This is a genomic window from Gordonia sp. J1A, assembly GCF_055393515.1.
In genome coordinates this window covers 355,161-369,962 of the sequence record NZ_AP041607.1, presented here as the reverse complement: position 1 = coordinate 369,962, position 14,802 = coordinate 355,161, and the positions used below count along the sequence as shown (strand labels likewise).

Genomic DNA, 14,802 nt, shown 5'->3' with positions numbered 1-14,802 from the left:
CCCGCAGCGCTCACTCTCACAGTTCCGTCGAGGCCACCCAGTACTCGGTGAACCGTCCGTCACGGACGCTCAGGATGTCGTTGCCCGTCAGATACGAGATCTGGCCGTCGGACGTCGTACCCTGACCTGCCCACCGCCCGGCCACGTAGCCGTCGGCGGCGAACGGCCCGACCTCCACCTCGAAGACCAGGTCCCGGTAGGTGGCTTTCGTGGCGTCGACCAGTGCGGCGAGCTTGCCGGGACCGGCGACCTCCGCGCTCGGCCAGTGTCCGAGGAAGTCCTCGCTCACCAGTTCCTCGGCGACCGCCTTGAGACGTTCACGGTCGGTCGGCCCGTTCCACAATTCATCGATCCAGCGGCGATACAGATCGCATGCGTCGGCAGATTCGGTCATGCCTCAACCGTGACACATCCCGGCGCCGACCCGGCGGAGGTGCTATGCGGTTCCGAGCGAGTCGATCGATGTGGCGAGCCAGAGCACGGTGCCGCCGAGCGCCGCCATGGCGCAGATGTCGAAGACGCGGCTGCGCACCTGCAGGAGGCCGACGCGATTCGCCGGAAGGAACGCACGGAACACCGCGCCCAGGAGCATCGCCGAGCCGAAGACGAATGCCCCGCGGCGCCAACGGTCGATCAGCACCAGCAGCGCCGCGACGGCGATCACCGCCAGAACGGTGTAGTAGGGCACGTTCGCGATGAAGCCGTGCAGCTTGCGGGCACGGCGCATCGATTCCACCCGTGCCGAGTCGACCGGGACGGGCCCGTCGTGCGCGGCACCCCCGGACGCCTCGGCCGCCATCACTTGCTCTCGAGGTCCGCCAGCTGAGCTTCGGCGCGCTCGACGACGTTCGCCAGCAGGAATGCGCGCGTCAGCGGACCGACGCCGCCCGGGTTGGGCGACACCGCGCCGGCGACCTCCCAGACGTCGGGGTGCACGTCGCCGGTGAGTCCCGCCTCGGTGCGGCTGACGCCGACGTCGATGACGGCGGCACCCGGCTTCACCATGTCGGCCGTGATCAGGTGCGGCACGCCGGCTGCCGCGACCACGATGTCGGCGCGGCTCACCTCGGCCGCGAGGTCGCGGGTACCGGTGTGGCACAGCGTGACCGTCGCGTTCTCGCTCCGGCGGGTCAGCAGCAGGCCGATCGGCCGGCCGATGGTGACGCCGCGGCCGACCACGGTGACGCGCGCGCCGTCGAGCGGGATGTCGTAGCGGCGCAGCAGGTGGATCACGCCGCGCGGCGTGCACGGCAGGGTCGACTCCTTACCGAGCACGAGGCGGCCGAGGTTGATCGGATGCAGACCGTCGGCGTCCTTCTCCGGTGCGATGCGCTCGAGCGCCGCGTTCTCATCGAGGTGCTTGGGCAGCGGCAGCTGCACGATGTAGCCGGTGCACGCGGGGTCCGCGTTGAGGTCGTCGATCGCGGCGTTCAGCTGCTCGGTGGTCGCGTCGGCCGGGAGATCCTTGCGGATCGACGCGATGCCGACCTTGGCGCAGTCGGAGTGCTTGCCCTTCACGTACGAGTGCGAACCCGGGTCGTCGCCGACGAGCACGGTTCCCAGTCCGGGAGTGATCCCGGCTGCGTTGAGCCGCGCCACGCGGGCGCTCAGATCGGTGAAGATCTCGTCGCGGGTGAGTTTGCCGTCCAGTCGAATCGCCGTCACGGGTCTCTATTGTTCCACTATCCCCGCCGATCGCGCGTACCCCCTAGTCGACGGCGCGCGCAGCGGCCGTGCCGCCGACCAGGGCGACGCACGCCGCCACCGCCGGCTCCTCGAGCGAGCTCAGCGGAAGGCCGCGTTCGATCGTCGATGCCGCGAGTTCCCGAATGCCGCCCCAGACGATCACCGCGGTCTCGCGAGACATCGGCGGGATGCCCGCGGCGTGGAACCGGTCCGTGCCGGTCAGGCGTGCCATCAGAGCCGTGAACGCCTCCAGCGAAGCGAGCTGCACCGCACGGGCCGCGTCACCGAGAGCCGGCAATTCCCGAATCCAGCTGCGCGTGGTGCCGGGATTCGATTCGCACACCGTGATGTATGCGTGCACCGCCTGTCGCACCTGCGCCGGCCACGCGGACGCCGGGTCGACGGCCGTCTCGATGGCCGCCAGCAGTTCCACGTTGACGGCGCCCAGCAGTTCTACGTAGCACTCCTGCTTGTCTGCGAACTCGGCGTAGAAGGAACGTTTCGACGTGCGTGCCACACGCACGATGTCGGCGATGGTGGTCGCTTGGTAGCCGCGATCGGTCAGGCACTGGCGCATCGCGTCGAGCAGCCGTCCGCGGACGGTCGGGCTCTCCTGCGCGGTCGTCGGCATCTCCCACCTCACGGGTCCCCTTGGCAAGTTCGGTACTTCATCGTACCGTTGGTACCGACCGGTACCAGGCGGTGACGCGGCCGCGTTCCGCCGGTGCCCGCTCCCGAGAAAGGACGATGTCGTGGATCTCCAAGTCTCCGATCCGGAACGCACACGCGCCGACGGGCCGCACCGTCTTCCACCCGGCCCTCGGCTGCCGCGCGCGGTGCAGGGTGCCGGATTCCTCGTCGACCGACGTCGATCCCTGCGCTGGATCGCGCACCGCTACGGCGACGCCGCCGCGCTGGCCCTTCCGTTCTTCGGCGAGACCGTGCTGATCAGCGATCCGGCGATGGCCAAGCAACTGTGCATGGCGAAGTCGGACACCGTCGTCAACGTCCGGCCCAACCTCGGGCGCACCCTGGGCCGCGGTTCGATGTTCGCACTCGTCGGCGACGAGCACCGGCGCCGGCGGCGTCTGCTCACTCCGCCGCTGCACGGGCGGCGAATCAAGGAGTACGAGGCGATCGTCGCGCAGGAGTTCGCCTCGGAGGCGTCGCGCTGGCCGGTCGGACGTCCCTTCGCGACGCTCGAGCCGATGATGCGGATCACGCTGAACGTCATCCTCCGCGCGGTGTTCGGGGCGCAGGGCAGCGGACTCGACGCGCTTGCCGACCTCATGCCTCCGTTGGTGACGAACGGGTCGCGGCTCGCCACGCTTCCCGAACTGCCGCGGTTGGGAGGAAAGGCCAACCCGCGCAACCGATTCGACGCCGAGCGCGCCGAGTACGACGCAGTCATCTCGCCGTTGATCACTCAGGCCCGCGCTGACGCCCACCTCGCCGAGCGCAACGACATCCTCGCGCTGATGGTGCAGAGCAGCTACGACGACGGCACGGTCATGTCCGACGCGGAGATCCGCGACGAACTGCTGACCCTGCTCGCCGCCGGTCATGAGACCACCGCGACCACGCTCGCGTGGGCGATGGAGCGTCTGAGCCGGCACCCGCGGATTCTCGCCGACCTCGCGGCCGAGGCGCGGTCGGAGGAGAACACACTCCGGATCGCGACGATCCACGAGGTCCAGCGGAGCCGGCCGGTGATCGACCTGTTCGGCAGACACGTCATCGCCGAGGACGGTCTCGAACTCGGCGACTACCGAATCCCCAAGGGATACAACGCGGTGGTGGCCATCTCACTGCTGCACGACGACAGCCGGCAGTTCGCCGACCCGGCACGGTTCGACCCGCAGCGCTTCGTCGACGCGAAGCCCGGGCAGGCGTGGCTGCCCTTCGGCGGCGGCACCCGGCGCTGCATCGGAGCAGCGTTCGCGCACATGGAGATGGATGTGGTGCTCCGAGAACTGCTGCGCACGTTCACCGTCCAGCCGACCGCGGCGAAGGGCGAACGCTGGCACTCCCGAGGCGTCGCGTACGCGCCCGCACGAGGCGGGCGCGTGGTGCTGTCGCGACGAATCTGAGGCGGCGGACGCGGGGTGGTTCCCCGCCGCCGCCCGATATGAGTCGGTATCGTCCCATTCATCAGAATGAGAGGCGCCCCATGTTTCGCTCTGTGACCGGTGTCGTTGCGGCAGTCGTCGCAGCCGGCCTGCTCGTCGGCTGTTCCACCGGCGACGTCTCCGCCGGAGGCGCGACGGCGCCGGAGACGACCGAGATGAATACCCAGCACGCTGCGGCACCAGTCAGCTCGGCCGCGAACGCGATCATGCCGAACGTCGTGTGCATGAACCTCCAAGAGGCTCAGAACGAGATCCAGCGGGCCGGTGTCTTCTACTCGCGAAGCAACGACGCCACCGGCAGGGGCCGGCACCAGATCCGCGATCGGAACTGGGTGGTCGTCGCTCAGACTCCGTCCCCCGGGACGCCGATCGGTGAGGGCGACGCCGTTCTGTCGGTCGTCAAGATCGGCGAACCCAGCCTGTGCTGAACCGCCCGGTCCCTGCCGCGAACAGAGGTCAGGCGGCGGCCATCTGCTGCGACCGCGCGACGGCGAGGAACTCCTCGACCGTCACGTAGAAGCCGGTGGCGTCGTCGATCTGAAACCAGACGGTCTGCTTCGGATCGAGCCCGGCCCGTCCCGCGATCGAGGTGATGGTGGTGTTGTTGTTGTCGATAGTGCTGTTCATGTGATGCCTCCTGGCATTCGGGTAGATGGCAACGGCTCACGCCGTCGCGGGAGATGTCATGGGTCTGGGGCTCCGATATCGGCCCAGTCACGGACTTCATGAGGCTCTCGTGGTTCGGCTGCATCGATGCGCCGATCCTTGACCCAGAGTTCCTCGGGAGATTCGCGGATCGCTTCCGGCGGACCGTGAGAGGGTCTACGCCAGCGAATCGCGGATACAACATCCTCGCACATTCATTCGAGACGCGTCAAGCGCCCGTGCCTCGACTCCGGCTTGCGAGGTGCCGGAGCATAGGATCCTCGTGTGTTCCGAATCGTCTACTACCAGCCCTGCATCCCTCCGAACACCGGCAATGCGATTCGGATCGCGGCCAACACGGGCTGCGAACTGCACCTCATCGAGCCGCTCGGGTTCACCATGACCGATGCCCAGGTGCGCCGTGCCGGTCTCGACTACCACGAGATGGCCAATGTGACCGTCCACCCGGACCTGGACACCGCGTGGGAACGGCTCGCTCCCCGACGGGTGTTCGCCTTCACCGCCCACGCCACCCGCTTCTACACCGACGTCGCCTACGAGACCGGCGATGTGCTGTTGTTCGGACCGGAACCCACGGGACTGCCCGACGAGGTCCTCGCCGATCCGCGGATCACCGACCGGCTGCGCATCCCGATGCTGGAGGGGCGGCGTTCGATGAACCTGGCGAATGCCACCAGCGTCGCGCTGTACGAGGCGTGGCGTCAGCACGGGTTCGACGGCGCGGTGTGACGCCGGTGACGAGGTCGCGTCCGGCACGTCCCACTCGTCACCCCGTCCTGCTGCCTCGCCACCGCAGCGGCGCCTCGCCGTACTCCTCGACCGCGTGCGCGGCCATCCCGACCGTCCGCCCGTACTGAAACAGCACCTCCCCCGACCGCACCGGGAGCCCCAGCTCGTGGGTGACGACAGCACCGGCGAAGTCGATGTTCATCGGCCGCCCCACCCGGCGGGCGATCGACTCGGCCGCAGCCAGGGCCTGCGAGTCGGGCCGGTCGGCCCGGACACGGTCGAGCACGATCCGCGCCCGCGGATCCACCCCGGTGTAGATCACGTGCCCGAACCCCGGCACACGGCCTCCGACCACCGCGTCGGCCAGCGCGCGATCGACTGCCGTCCCGCCGACCACCGCGTCGAGCAGCACCCGGGCAGTGGCCGGCGCCCCACCGTGCAGCGGACCCGACAGCGCCGCGTATCCGGCGAGCAGCGCGTCGAACACCCCGGCGCGTGCCGACGCCGCGACCCGGGCCGCCGTCGTCGACGCGGCGAGCCCGTTGTCGATCAGAACGGTCGCGAGCAGGTCGATCCACGGGTGCGTGAAGTCGATTTCGGGCACTGATGCGGCAAGACGCGGAAGCAGTCCCACGACGCGGTCGCCGATGTCCGACAGATCGGCCCGCAGCGGGTCGGCCGCGGCGATCAACGCCACCGTCAACGGGATGCGGCGCTCGACGGGCACGCCCGACACCACGGAACCGTCGACGTCGGGCGGGGTCACGACCGACGAGGCTCCGAGGACCAACTTCGCCGCCCCCGCGAAATCGGTCTCCGCGCACAGTTCGGCGAGGTCACGGCCCCGCAGGTACAGGCGGTCGTCGCGGATCGCGGACACGCCGCTGGCGACGGCGCGGAACCGCAGCAGTCGGTCGCCCGCCCGGCGTCCGTCGTGCTTGGCGGCGGCCAGGGAGTCGATCTGCGTGCGGTCGAACAGCGATTCCGACTGGCCCGGCATCCGCCGCGAGGACAGGACGCCGCGACTGACGTACGAGTACAGCGTCCCGCGCTTGACTCCGAGCCGGGCCGCCGCCTCCGACGTGGTAATCCACTGGTCCACGGGTTGATTCAATCAACATTGCAGATGTTGATCAATGGGCGCAGACTCGGCCGCATGACTCAGAGCACGCCCATCACCGTTCCCCGCGGACTGAAGAATGTGATCGTCGCCGACACGGCCATCGGCGACGTGCGCGGCGAGGAGGGCTTCTACCACTACCGGCAGTACGACGCGACGGAGCTGGCGCGCACGGCGCGCTTCGAGGACGTCTGGCATCTGATGATCTACGGCGAGCTTCCCGACGCGGCGGCGTCGGAGCGGTTCGCGCGCCGCATCGGTGAACTCCGCGTCCTCGACGGCACCACCGTCGATCTGCTGCGCAGCGTCGTCACCCCCGATGTGGAGCCGTTGGCGGCATTGCGCGTGGCACTGGCGACGGCGGGGATCACCGAACGCCCGCTGTTCGACCTGCCCGAAGCCGACCGCATCCACGCCGCGCTGCGCTACGCGGCCATCGCTCCCACCGTGATCGCCGCCGCGCACCGGCTCGCGCGCGGACTCGACGTCGTCGACGCCGACCCCGCCGCCGGACACACGGCCGACTACCTGCGGATGGCGACCGGGAACACCGCCGACGACGCCGTCAGCGCCCTGCAGACCTACCTCGTGACCACCATCGACCACGGCTTCAACGCCTCGACGTTCGCCGGGCGCGTGGTCGCCTCATCGGGGTCGGACATGACATCGTCGATCCTGGGCGCGCTCGGTGCGTTTCTCGGCCCGCTGCACGGCGGCGCGCCCGGACGGGCGCTGGCGGCGCTCGAGGAGATCGGCGATCCGTCGAACACCCGGGACTGGGTGCGGGGAAAGGTGGCCGGCGGCGAGGTCATCATGGGCTTCGGTCATGCCGTCTACCGCACGCACGACCCCCGCGCCGAACTGCTGAAAGAGGTGGTCACCACGCGCTACGACTCACCCCTGGTCCGGCAGGCGGCCGCGGTGGAGGCCGAGATCGAAACCGCGATCAACGAATTCAAGCCCGGTCGGCGACTGTACGCGAACGTCGAGTTCTACGCCGGTGTGCTGATGAGCGAGGTCGGTCTGCCGCCGGAGATGTTCACGCCGACCTTCGGCGTCGCGCGAATCGTCGGCTGGACCGCGAACATCCTCGAACAGGCCGCCGAGCGCAAGATCATCCGTCCGGTGGCCCGCTACGTGGGACCGGAGCCGAGCCGCACCGCGAGTTCGCGAACCACTGCGGACGCCTAAGGCTTGTGGGCGTAGACGTACTTGTAGTAGTCGGCGTCGGCCAGCTTGCTCGCGGCCGCGGGATCGATCACCACCGTCGCGTGACGATGCCACTGGAGGATCGATGCCGGGCACGACGCCGACAGCGGTCCCTCCACCGCCGCCGCGATCGCGTCCGCCTTGCCCTCGCCGGTGGCGACCAGCGCGAGCCGTTCGGCATCGCAGATGGTGCCGAGCCCCTGGGTGATCACGTGCATCGGCACTTCGTCGAACGAGTCGAAGAATCGGGCGTTGTCCTGCCTGGTCTTCTCGGTCAGCGTCTTGATCCGGGTGCGTGAGGTCAGTGACGACGACGGTTCGTTGAATCCGATGTGCCCATTGCTGCCGATGCCGAGGATCTGCACGTCCACCGGGCCGAGGCGGCCGATGAGCGCGTCGTAGGCTTCGGCGGCGGCCTTGAAATCGGGAGCCATGCCGTCCGGCGAGTGCACCGTGCCGATGTCGATGTGATCGGTGAAGTTGTCGCGGATGAACCGGGCGTACGACTCCGGGTGCGTGGGCGGAAGCCCGACGTACTCGTCGAGCAGTACCGCGTCGACGCCCGCGAACGACAGCCCGTTCTCGCGGTGCCTGCGGATCAGCTCGGTGTAGGTGGCCAGCGGCGACGATCCGGTCGCGAGGCCGAGCGTCGATGCACCGCCTTCGATCGCCTCGGCGATGATGTCGGCCATCACCAGCTCCGGACGATCGACGATCACGACCTCCATGCGTCTCCCCGCTCTCTGTGCGCCTCCGTCGTCACCGCGACGATATCCCGATTCGGCCGGTGGTGCGGCGAGTCGTCAGCACCAGTCCCGAGACCGCGTTCCCACTTTCAGATCCAGTCGCTGCAGCCGATCGGCGACGACGGTCACCGCTCCCTCCGCGTTCTGCACCCGGCCCCGGATCAGCAACGCCGACGCCGTCTGCGCCAGTGACCGATAGCGTGCCCACAACCCCACCGAACACACCACGTTCACCATGCCGGTCTCGTCTTCGAGGTTCACGAACGTGACACCCGAAGCGGTGGCCGGCCGCTGCCGATGCGTCACCGCTCCCCCGACCAGCACCCGGCTGCCGTCGGCCACCGACAGCAGCCGGGCGGCCGGGACCACACCCATCGCATCGAGCCGGGGCCGCAGGTATTCGGTGGGATAGGACTTGGGTGAGATGCCGGTGGAGAGCGCGTCGACGGCCGTGAGTTCCACCTCCGACATGCCGGGCAGCGTCGGGGTCGCCCGCGGTGGCGGCACGTCGAGCTGGTCGTCGCGCAGTCCCGAGGCGGCACCGGCCTCCCACAGCGCCTGTCTGCGATCCAGACCGAGGCTCTCGAACGCGCCCGCGGTCGCGAGAGCCTCCAGCTGCGCCGTCGTCGCATTCACACGCCGGGACAGATCCGCCACCGAGACGAACGGACCGCCGGAGGTCCGCTCCTCGACGATCCTCGTCGCGAGGTCGTCGGACAGTCCGCGCACCGCACTCAGGCCGATCCGCACGTCGAGCCCGTCGTTCTCCAGACTCGCGTGGGAGAGCGAGGAGTTCACATCCGGTCGGTGCACCTGGACGCCGTGCCGCCGGGCATCGGCGACCAGCGACTGCGGCGAGTAGAAGCCCATCGGCTGGGCGCGCAGCAGCGCCGCGCAGAACGCCGCCGGGTGATGGAGTTTGAACCACGCGGAGTAGAAGACCAGCGACGCGAAACTCTGCGAATGACTCTCCGGGAAACCGAAATTCGCGAACGCTGCCATCTTCTCGTAGATGCGGTCGGCGAGGTCGCCGGTGATGCCGTGTCTCTCGCGCATCCCGTCGTAGAACCGTGTGCGGAGCCGCTGCATCTTCTCCGGCGACCGTTTGGATCCCATCGCACGACGCAACTGGTCGGCCTCCGCGGCGCCGAAACCCGCGACATCGCGCGCCACCTGCATCAGCTGCTCCTGGAACAGTGGAATGCCGAGGGTGCGCCCGAGTGCGTCCTCCATCGACGGATGATCGCAGTGCGGCTCCTCCAGCCCGTTGCGCCGGCGGATGTACGGATGCACCGAACCGCCCTGGATCGGCCCCGGCCGGATCAACGCCACCTCGACGACGAGGTCGTAGAAGTTCCGCGGCTTCAGCCGCGGCAGGGTCGCCATCTGCGCCCGTGACTCCACCTGGAAGACGCCGACCGAATCGGCGCGGCACAGCATGTCGTAGACGGCCTCCTCGGCCAGGTCGAGCCGTGCCAGATCCACCCGCACGCCCTTGTGCTCGGCGACGAGATCGATCATGTAGTGCAGTGCCGACAGCATGCCCAGGCCCAGCAGATCGAACTTCACCAAGCCGACCGCCGCGCAGTCGTCCTTGTCCCACTGCAGGATGCTGCGATTCTCCATCCGGGCCCATTCGGTGGGGCAGACGTCGGCGATCGGCCTGTCGCAGATCACCATTCCGCCCGAGTGAATCCCCAGATGTCTCGGCAGCGAGGAGATCTGCGCGGCGAGCTCGCGGACGTCGTCGGGCGCGGAGTCGGGGATCTTGCTCCAGGCGTCCTGCTGTCCGGGGGCGTACCCGAGCGCCCGGGCCATATCGCGCACGGCCGACCGCCCGCGGTAGGTGATGACATTGGTGACCTGTGCGCTGTGACTGCGCCCGTGCTTGGCGTAGACGTGCTGGATCGCCTCCTCACGGCGGTCGGACTCGATGTCGACGTCGATGTCCGGCGGACCGTCCCGCTCGGGTGAGAGGAATCGCTCGAACAGCAGATGGTTGGCGACCGGGTCGACGTTGGTGATCCCGAGCGCGTAGCAGACCGCCGAGTTCGCCGCGCTGCCCCGGCCCTGACACAGGATGTCGTTGTCCTTGCAGAACGAGACGATGTCGTGCACCACGAGGAAGTAGCCGGGGAAGGTCAGCGTCTCGATGATCGCCAGCTCGTGGTCGATCTGCCGGTACGCGTCGGGACGCTGCTCCCTGGTGCCGTAACGCTCGCGGGCTCCCCGTTCGGTGAGTGCGCGGAGCCAACTGGCCTCGGTGTGGCCGTCGGGGACGGCGAAGGGCGGCAGGTTCGGGGCGATCAGCCCGAGCGAGAAGGCGCATTCCTCCGCGAAGGCGACGGCGTTGTCGATGGCTTCACGGTGGGCGGGCATCAGCCGGAGCATCTCGTCTCCGCTGCGCAGGTGCGCCCCGCCCACCCCGGGCATCCAGCCGTCGATGGTCGCGATATCGGTCCGGGCGCGCACCGCCGCCATCGCCGTAGCGAGTCGGCCGTTCTCCGGCGCGGCGAAGTGCGCGCCAGTGGTCGCGACTGTCGGCACCCGATGGGATGCGGCCAGTGACGCCAGAATCGCATTGCGTTCGTCGTCGTCCGACCCGGCACCGGGGCTCAGCTCGACGGCGATGTTCCCGGCCCCGAAACGGTCGATCATCGTCCCGAGCGCGGTGTCGGCGGCCCGCCGGCCGCCGCGGTCGAGCGCCCGGCGCACCGCACCCTTGCGGCACCCGGTCAGAACCAGCCAGTCGCCGTCGGCGGCGTACTCGGTGATCGCGTCGGCATCGTAGCGCAACAGCCCCTTCTCGCCACCGCTCATATGCGCGTCGGCGATGACACGGGAGAGCCGGCGGTAGCCCTCGGCGCGGCGTGCGAGGACCAACAGGTGCTCCCCCGGCGGGTCCACCGCACCGGCGCGGGCACTGTCTCGCTGCAGCGAGAGTTCGGCGCCGAACACCGTCGGCATGCCGAACTCGCGGGCCGCTTCGGCGAATCGGACGACACCGTAGAAGCCGTCGTGATCGGTCAGCGCGAGCCCGCGCAGCCCCAGCCGCTGCGCCTCCTCGACCATGGCCTCGGGCATCGACGCGCCGTCGAGGAAGCTGTAGGCACTGTGCGCGTGCAACTCGGCGTACGGCACCGTCGATGCGCCGAACTCGATGTCGGTGGCCTGGTACGGGCCCCGCTTACGCGACCATGCCGGCGAATCGCCGCCGTCCCCCGGCGGCCCCGCGCCGTTGAACGTGGGCGGAAACGTCTCACCGAGCCGGTCGCCGCGCGCAGGCGCACGCCCCGACAGCACTCGCTCCATCTCCGACCAGGTCGGAGGCCCGTTGTTCCATCCCACACACCGATGATAGAACATATGTTCGATATCTGCCTTGCCGTGGCCCGCCCCGGCCACACCCCAGACGCGTGCCAGAGACCGGACCGACGCACGAATTACCGCTGTCAATCATTCACATCGGTATCTCTCTGTGAGACTCTGGGTCGGTGACGAGCTATTTCGTGACCGGCGGCAGCGGCTTCATCGGCCGTCGAGTCGTCGCGCGCCTGCTGGCCCGCGACGAGCAGGCCCGGGTGTACGCGCTCGTGCGCACCGGATCACTGCAGCGATTCGCCGCCGCCATGGAGGGGATCGACGGCGGCGACCGCGTCGTCGCCGTCGCCGGCGACCTCACACACGAAGACCTCGGCCTGCACGGATCCGACGTCGACGAGGTCGACCACGTGATCCACCTGGCCGCACTGCACGACCTCACCGCCGAGGAGGCCGACCTGCGGGCGGTCAACGTCGACGGCACCCGAAGGGTCGCCGAGTTCGCTCTCGCCCGCGGCGCGCTCCTGCACCATCTCTCCTCGATCGCGGTGGCCGGCGACCATCGCGGCGACTTCACCGAGACCGACTTCGACCTCGGCCAAGGCCTGCCGACCGAATGCCACCGCACCGTGTTCGACGCCGAGCGCGTCGTGCGGGAGACCGAGGGCCTGCGCTGGCGGGTGTATCGGCCGTCGGCCGTCGTCGGCGACTCCGTCACCGGACAGGTCGACAGGGCCGACGGCCCCTACTACTTCTTCGGTCACCTCGCCGTGCTCAGTCAGCTGCCCTCGTTCCTGCCGCTGCCGATCCCCGATCCGGGGCCCCTCAACGTCGTCCCCGTCGACTTCGTCGCCGAGGCGATGGTCGCGCTGATCGATGTGCAGGACGGCCGGAGCGGGCTCGTGTTCCATCTCGCCGACCCCGACCCACGCTCGATCACCGACCTGTTCAACGCCCTGTCACCGGCCTTCGACGGACCGTGGGCCTTCACCGCACTGCCTTCGGGGCTGGTGAGGCCGATGCTGGCCGCCAGCGGTCGCGGACTGCTGCGGCCCGGCCGCGACCTGATCGCCGAACAGACCGGCGTCCCACCCGCGATCCTCGACGTCGCCTCCCTTCCCGTGGTGTTCCGCAGCGACGCGACCGCCGCCGAACTCGACACGCTCGGTGTGAGACTGCCCGATCTGGACGAGTACGCACCCCGACTGTGGCGGTACTGGTACGAGAATCTCGATCCGGCCCGTCACCGCCGCAACGATTCGCGGGGCCCGCTGGTCGGCAAGAACATCTTGATCACCGGGGCGTCGTCGGGAATCGGCCGCGCGACCGCCCGCATGTGCGTGCGGCGCGGCGCCAACGTCTTCCTGGTGGCCCGCGACGCCGATCGGCTGATCGAGACCGCCGCCGAACTCGACGCGGAGGTTCCCAAACCCGGGCTGCCCGTCGGACGCGCGTACGCCTATCCCGTCGACATCACCGATGAGGCCGCGGTGCAGACCCTTGTGAAGTCGGTGATCTGCGAGCACGGCCATGTGGACGTGCTGGTCAACAACGCAGGCCGGTCCATCCGACGGGCGACCGCGAACGCGGTGACCAGGTCGCACGACTATCACCGGATGATGGCCGTCAACTACTTCGGCGCCGTCTATCTCACGCTCGCCCTGCTGCCGCACATGATCGAGCGGCAGTCCGGACATATCGTCAACGTGTCCTCGATCGAAGTCCAAAGCCGCGCACCACGATTCGGCGCGTACGCCGCGTCGAAGGCCGCACTGGAGGCGTTCAGCGACGCCACCGGTGCCGAGACCCTCTCCGATCACGTCACGTTCAGCAATGTGCGCATCCCGTTGACCCGAACGCGGATGATCGTTCCGACCAACGCCTACGACAGCGCTCGGGGGATCTGGAGCGTCGACAAGGCCGCCCACCGGGTGCTGCACGCGATCGTCGAGCGCCCCAAGCGGGTGAACACGCTACTCGGCGACCTCATCGATTTCGGTCATCACGCCGCACCGCGGCTCACCAACCGGCTGCTCCATCAGGACTTCCTTCTGCATGAGGAGTCCGACGCCGCGCTCGGCCGCACCGGCTGACGACGAAAGCCGTCGTCCATGCCACCATCAGGTATGCCCGACACTCCGTTCCTGCACGTCGATCCCGCTCGCCTCGACCGCAATCTCGCCGCGATGGCCGGGTGGGCCGAACGGCACGGCGTGCGCTTGCGACCACATGCCAAGACGCACAAGTGCGTTCGGGTCGCGCAGCGGCAGCTCGCCGCCGGTGCCGTCGGACTCACCGTCGCGACGATCGGCGAGGCGGAGGTCTTCGCCGACGCCGGGTTCGACGATCTGTTCGTCGCCTATCCGCTGTGGTTGTCGGAGGACAAGGCCCGCCGCCTGCGTGCACTCGCCGGTCGGGTGACGCTGACCGTCGGTGCCGATTCCGTCGAGGGCGTGCGCCGTCTCGCCGAAGGACTCGGCGGCGCTCCCGTCGGAGTGCTCGTGGAGATCGATTCGGGCATGCACCGCAGCGGTGTACCCGCCGATAGCGTGGTCTCGGTCGCCGACGCGGCTCGCGACGCGGGACTGACCGTGGCCGGTGTCTTCACCTTCCCCGGCCACGGCTACGGACTCGACACAGCGCGAGCCGACGCCGCGGAGCAGGAGGCCCGATCCCTGGCCGTCGCTGCGAACGCTCTGCGCGACAACGGTATCGACGTCTCCGTGGTGAGCGGAGGGTCGACGCCGACCGCACGACTCGCCGATCCCGGCGTGGTCACCGAGTTGCGTCCGGGCGTCTACGTCTTCAACGACGCCCAGCAGTTGGAACTCGGCAGCTGCGGTATCGACGACATCGCACTGACCGCGGTGTCCACGGTGGTCAGCGCATCCGGCTCCCGGGTGGTGCTCGACGCCGGCAGCAAGATCCTCGGGGCGGACCGCCCCGGCTGGACCACCGGTTTCGGCCGGCTCGCCGATCATCTCGACGCCCGTCTCGTCTCGCTGTCCGAGCATCATGCCGTCGCCGAGTTCCCACCGGCTGCCGTCGTGCCCGAGGTGGGCGACCGGGTACGGGTGATACCCAACCACGTCTGTACCGCGGTGAACCTGGTCGACGAACTGTTCGCCGGTCCGGACCCGTACGGTGAACTCGAATCATGGCCGGTCGCGGCGCGTGGCGCGAACAGCTGAGTCCT

The 14,802-nt window shown here is 69.1% G+C and carries 14 protein-coding genes; 6 read left to right on the top strand and 8 right to left on the bottom strand.

Translation table 11 applies throughout. From position 1 onward, the window contains the following. Nucleotides 1-16 precede the first annotated feature (16 nt). The 4 genes from ACZ5QD_RS01780 to ACZ5QD_RS01765 are packed head-to-tail and all read right to left on the bottom strand — an operon-like array spanning nucleotide 17 to nucleotide 2,317. On the bottom strand, nucleotides 17-394 hold the full coding sequence (locus tag ACZ5QD_RS01780) for a nuclear transport factor 2 family protein (protein ID WP_346075999.1): 378 nt from the start codon (nucleotides 392-394) through the stop codon (nucleotides 17-19). Nucleotides 395-436: 42 nt separating this feature from the next. Continuing rightward, entirely contained in the window at nucleotides 437-799 is a 363-nt protein-coding gene (locus ACZ5QD_RS01775; protein WP_278126704.1) for a DUF3017 domain-containing protein, read from the bottom strand. After that, nucleotides 799-1,665, bottom strand: a complete 867-nt coding sequence (locus ACZ5QD_RS01770) for a bifunctional methylenetetrahydrofolate dehydrogenase/methenyltetrahydrofolate cyclohydrolase (RefSeq protein ID WP_006897227.1) — start codon at nucleotides 1,663-1,665, stop codon at nucleotides 799-801. Before ACZ5QD_RS01770 ends, ACZ5QD_RS01775 begins: the two co-directional genes overlap by 1 nt. A gap of 43 nt (nucleotides 1,666-1,708) precedes the next feature. Continuing rightward, entirely contained in the window at nucleotides 1,709-2,317 is a 609-nt protein-coding gene (locus ACZ5QD_RS01765; RefSeq protein WP_006897226.1) for a TetR/AcrR family transcriptional regulator, read from the bottom strand. 121 nt (nucleotides 2,318-2,438) lie between these two features. Between ACZ5QD_RS01765 and ACZ5QD_RS01760 the strand changes: the two genes are divergently transcribed. Together ACZ5QD_RS01760 and ACZ5QD_RS01755 are read left to right on the top strand one after the other, a co-directional pair. Next, entirely contained in the window at nucleotides 2,439-3,776 is a 1,338-nt protein-coding gene (locus ACZ5QD_RS01760; protein WP_062367087.1) for a cytochrome P450, read from the top strand. Between the two features lie 92 nt (nucleotides 3,777-3,868). Further along, the gene (locus ACZ5QD_RS01755) at nucleotides 3,869-4,243 is read left to right on the top strand and encodes a PASTA domain-containing protein (RefSeq protein WP_231650278.1); all 375 of its coding nucleotides are present in this window, start codon (nucleotides 3,869-3,871) and stop codon (nucleotides 4,241-4,243) included. A gap of 28 nt (nucleotides 4,244-4,271) precedes the next feature. Here the strand turns inward: ACZ5QD_RS01755 and ACZ5QD_RS01750 are convergent, their stop codons facing one another. Beyond that, the gene (locus ACZ5QD_RS01750) at nucleotides 4,272-4,442 is read right to left on the bottom strand and encodes a hypothetical protein (RefSeq protein WP_197462922.1); all 171 of its coding nucleotides are present in this window, start codon (nucleotides 4,440-4,442) and stop codon (nucleotides 4,272-4,274) included. Between the two features lie 303 nt (nucleotides 4,443-4,745). Here ACZ5QD_RS01750 and ACZ5QD_RS01745 point away from each other — a divergent pair, with 303 nt between their 5' ends. Next, a complete protein-coding gene (locus ACZ5QD_RS01745; protein WP_006897221.1) occupies nucleotides 4,746-5,210 on the top strand; it encodes a tRNA (cytidine(34)-2'-O)-methyltransferase in 465 nt (154 codons plus the stop codon). A 37-nt stretch (nucleotides 5,211-5,247) separates the two neighbouring features. Here ACZ5QD_RS01745 and ACZ5QD_RS01740 read toward each other — a convergent pair whose 3' ends face one another. Beyond that, nucleotides 5,248-6,312, bottom strand: a complete 1,065-nt coding sequence (locus tag ACZ5QD_RS01740) for a citrate synthase (RefSeq protein ID WP_062367089.1) — start codon at nucleotides 6,310-6,312, stop codon at nucleotides 5,248-5,250. A gap of 54 nt (nucleotides 6,313-6,366) precedes the next feature. On the opposite strand from ACZ5QD_RS01740, the gene ACZ5QD_RS01735 reads away from it, so the two are divergent. Beyond that, a complete protein-coding gene (locus ACZ5QD_RS01735; RefSeq protein ID WP_062367090.1) occupies nucleotides 6,367-7,521 on the top strand; it encodes a citrate/2-methylcitrate synthase in 1,155 nt (384 codons plus the stop codon). Here the strand turns inward: ACZ5QD_RS01735 and nagB are convergent. Beyond that, nucleotides 7,518-8,267, bottom strand: coding sequence for a glucosamine-6-phosphate deaminase (nagB, locus tag ACZ5QD_RS01730; protein WP_006897218.1), 750 nt, complete (start codon nucleotides 8,265-8,267; stop codon nucleotides 7,518-7,520). The two genes, ACZ5QD_RS01735 and nagB, sit on opposite strands and share 4 nt — an antisense overlap. Before the next feature lie 75 nt (nucleotides 8,268-8,342). Next, a complete protein-coding gene (locus ACZ5QD_RS01725) occupies nucleotides 8,343-11,633 on the bottom strand; it encodes an error-prone DNA polymerase (RefSeq protein ID WP_045537815.1) in 3,291 nt (1,096 codons plus the stop codon). A 146-nt stretch (nucleotides 11,634-11,779) separates the two neighbouring features. On the opposite strand from ACZ5QD_RS01725, the gene ACZ5QD_RS01720 reads away from it, so the two are divergent. Both ACZ5QD_RS01720 and ACZ5QD_RS01715 read left to right on the top strand, forming a co-directional pair. Beyond that, entirely contained in the window at nucleotides 11,780-13,699 is a 1,920-nt protein-coding gene (locus ACZ5QD_RS01720) for an SDR family oxidoreductase (RefSeq protein ID WP_062367093.1), read from the top strand. Nucleotides 13,700-13,732: 33 nt separating this feature from the next. Beyond that, nucleotides 13,733-14,797, top strand: coding sequence for an alanine racemase (locus ACZ5QD_RS01715; protein WP_006897215.1), 1,065 nt, complete (start codon nucleotides 13,733-13,735; stop codon nucleotides 14,795-14,797). Nucleotides 14,798-14,802 lie beyond the last annotated feature (5 nt).

Bases quoted from the DNA above. Each gene is read 5' to 3' on its own strand.
- ACZ5QD_RS01780 (WP_346075999.1), bottom strand. From the start codon at position 394: ATGACCGAATCTGCCGACGCATGCGATCTGTATCGCCGCTGGATCGAT.
- ACZ5QD_RS01775 (WP_278126704.1), bottom strand. From the start codon at position 799: ATGGCGGCCGAGGCGTCCGGGGGTGCCGCGCACGACGGGCCCGTCCCG.
- ACZ5QD_RS01765 (WP_006897226.1), bottom strand. From the start codon at position 2,317: ATGCCGACGACCGCGCAGGAGAGCCCGACCGTCCGCGGACGGCTGCTC.
- ACZ5QD_RS01750 (WP_197462922.1), bottom strand. From the start codon at position 4,442: ATGAACAGCACTATCGACAACAACAACACCACCATCACCTCGATCGCG.
- ACZ5QD_RS01735 (WP_062367090.1), top strand. From the start codon at position 6,367: ATGACTCAGAGCACGCCCATCACCGTTCCCCGCGGACTGAAGAATGTG.
- nagB (WP_006897218.1), bottom strand. From the start codon at position 8,267: ATGGAGGTCGTGATCGTCGATCGTCCGGAGCTGGTGATGGCCGACATC.
- ACZ5QD_RS01715 (WP_006897215.1), top strand. From the start codon at position 13,733: ATGCCCGACACTCCGTTCCTGCACGTCGATCCCGCTCGCCTCGACCGC.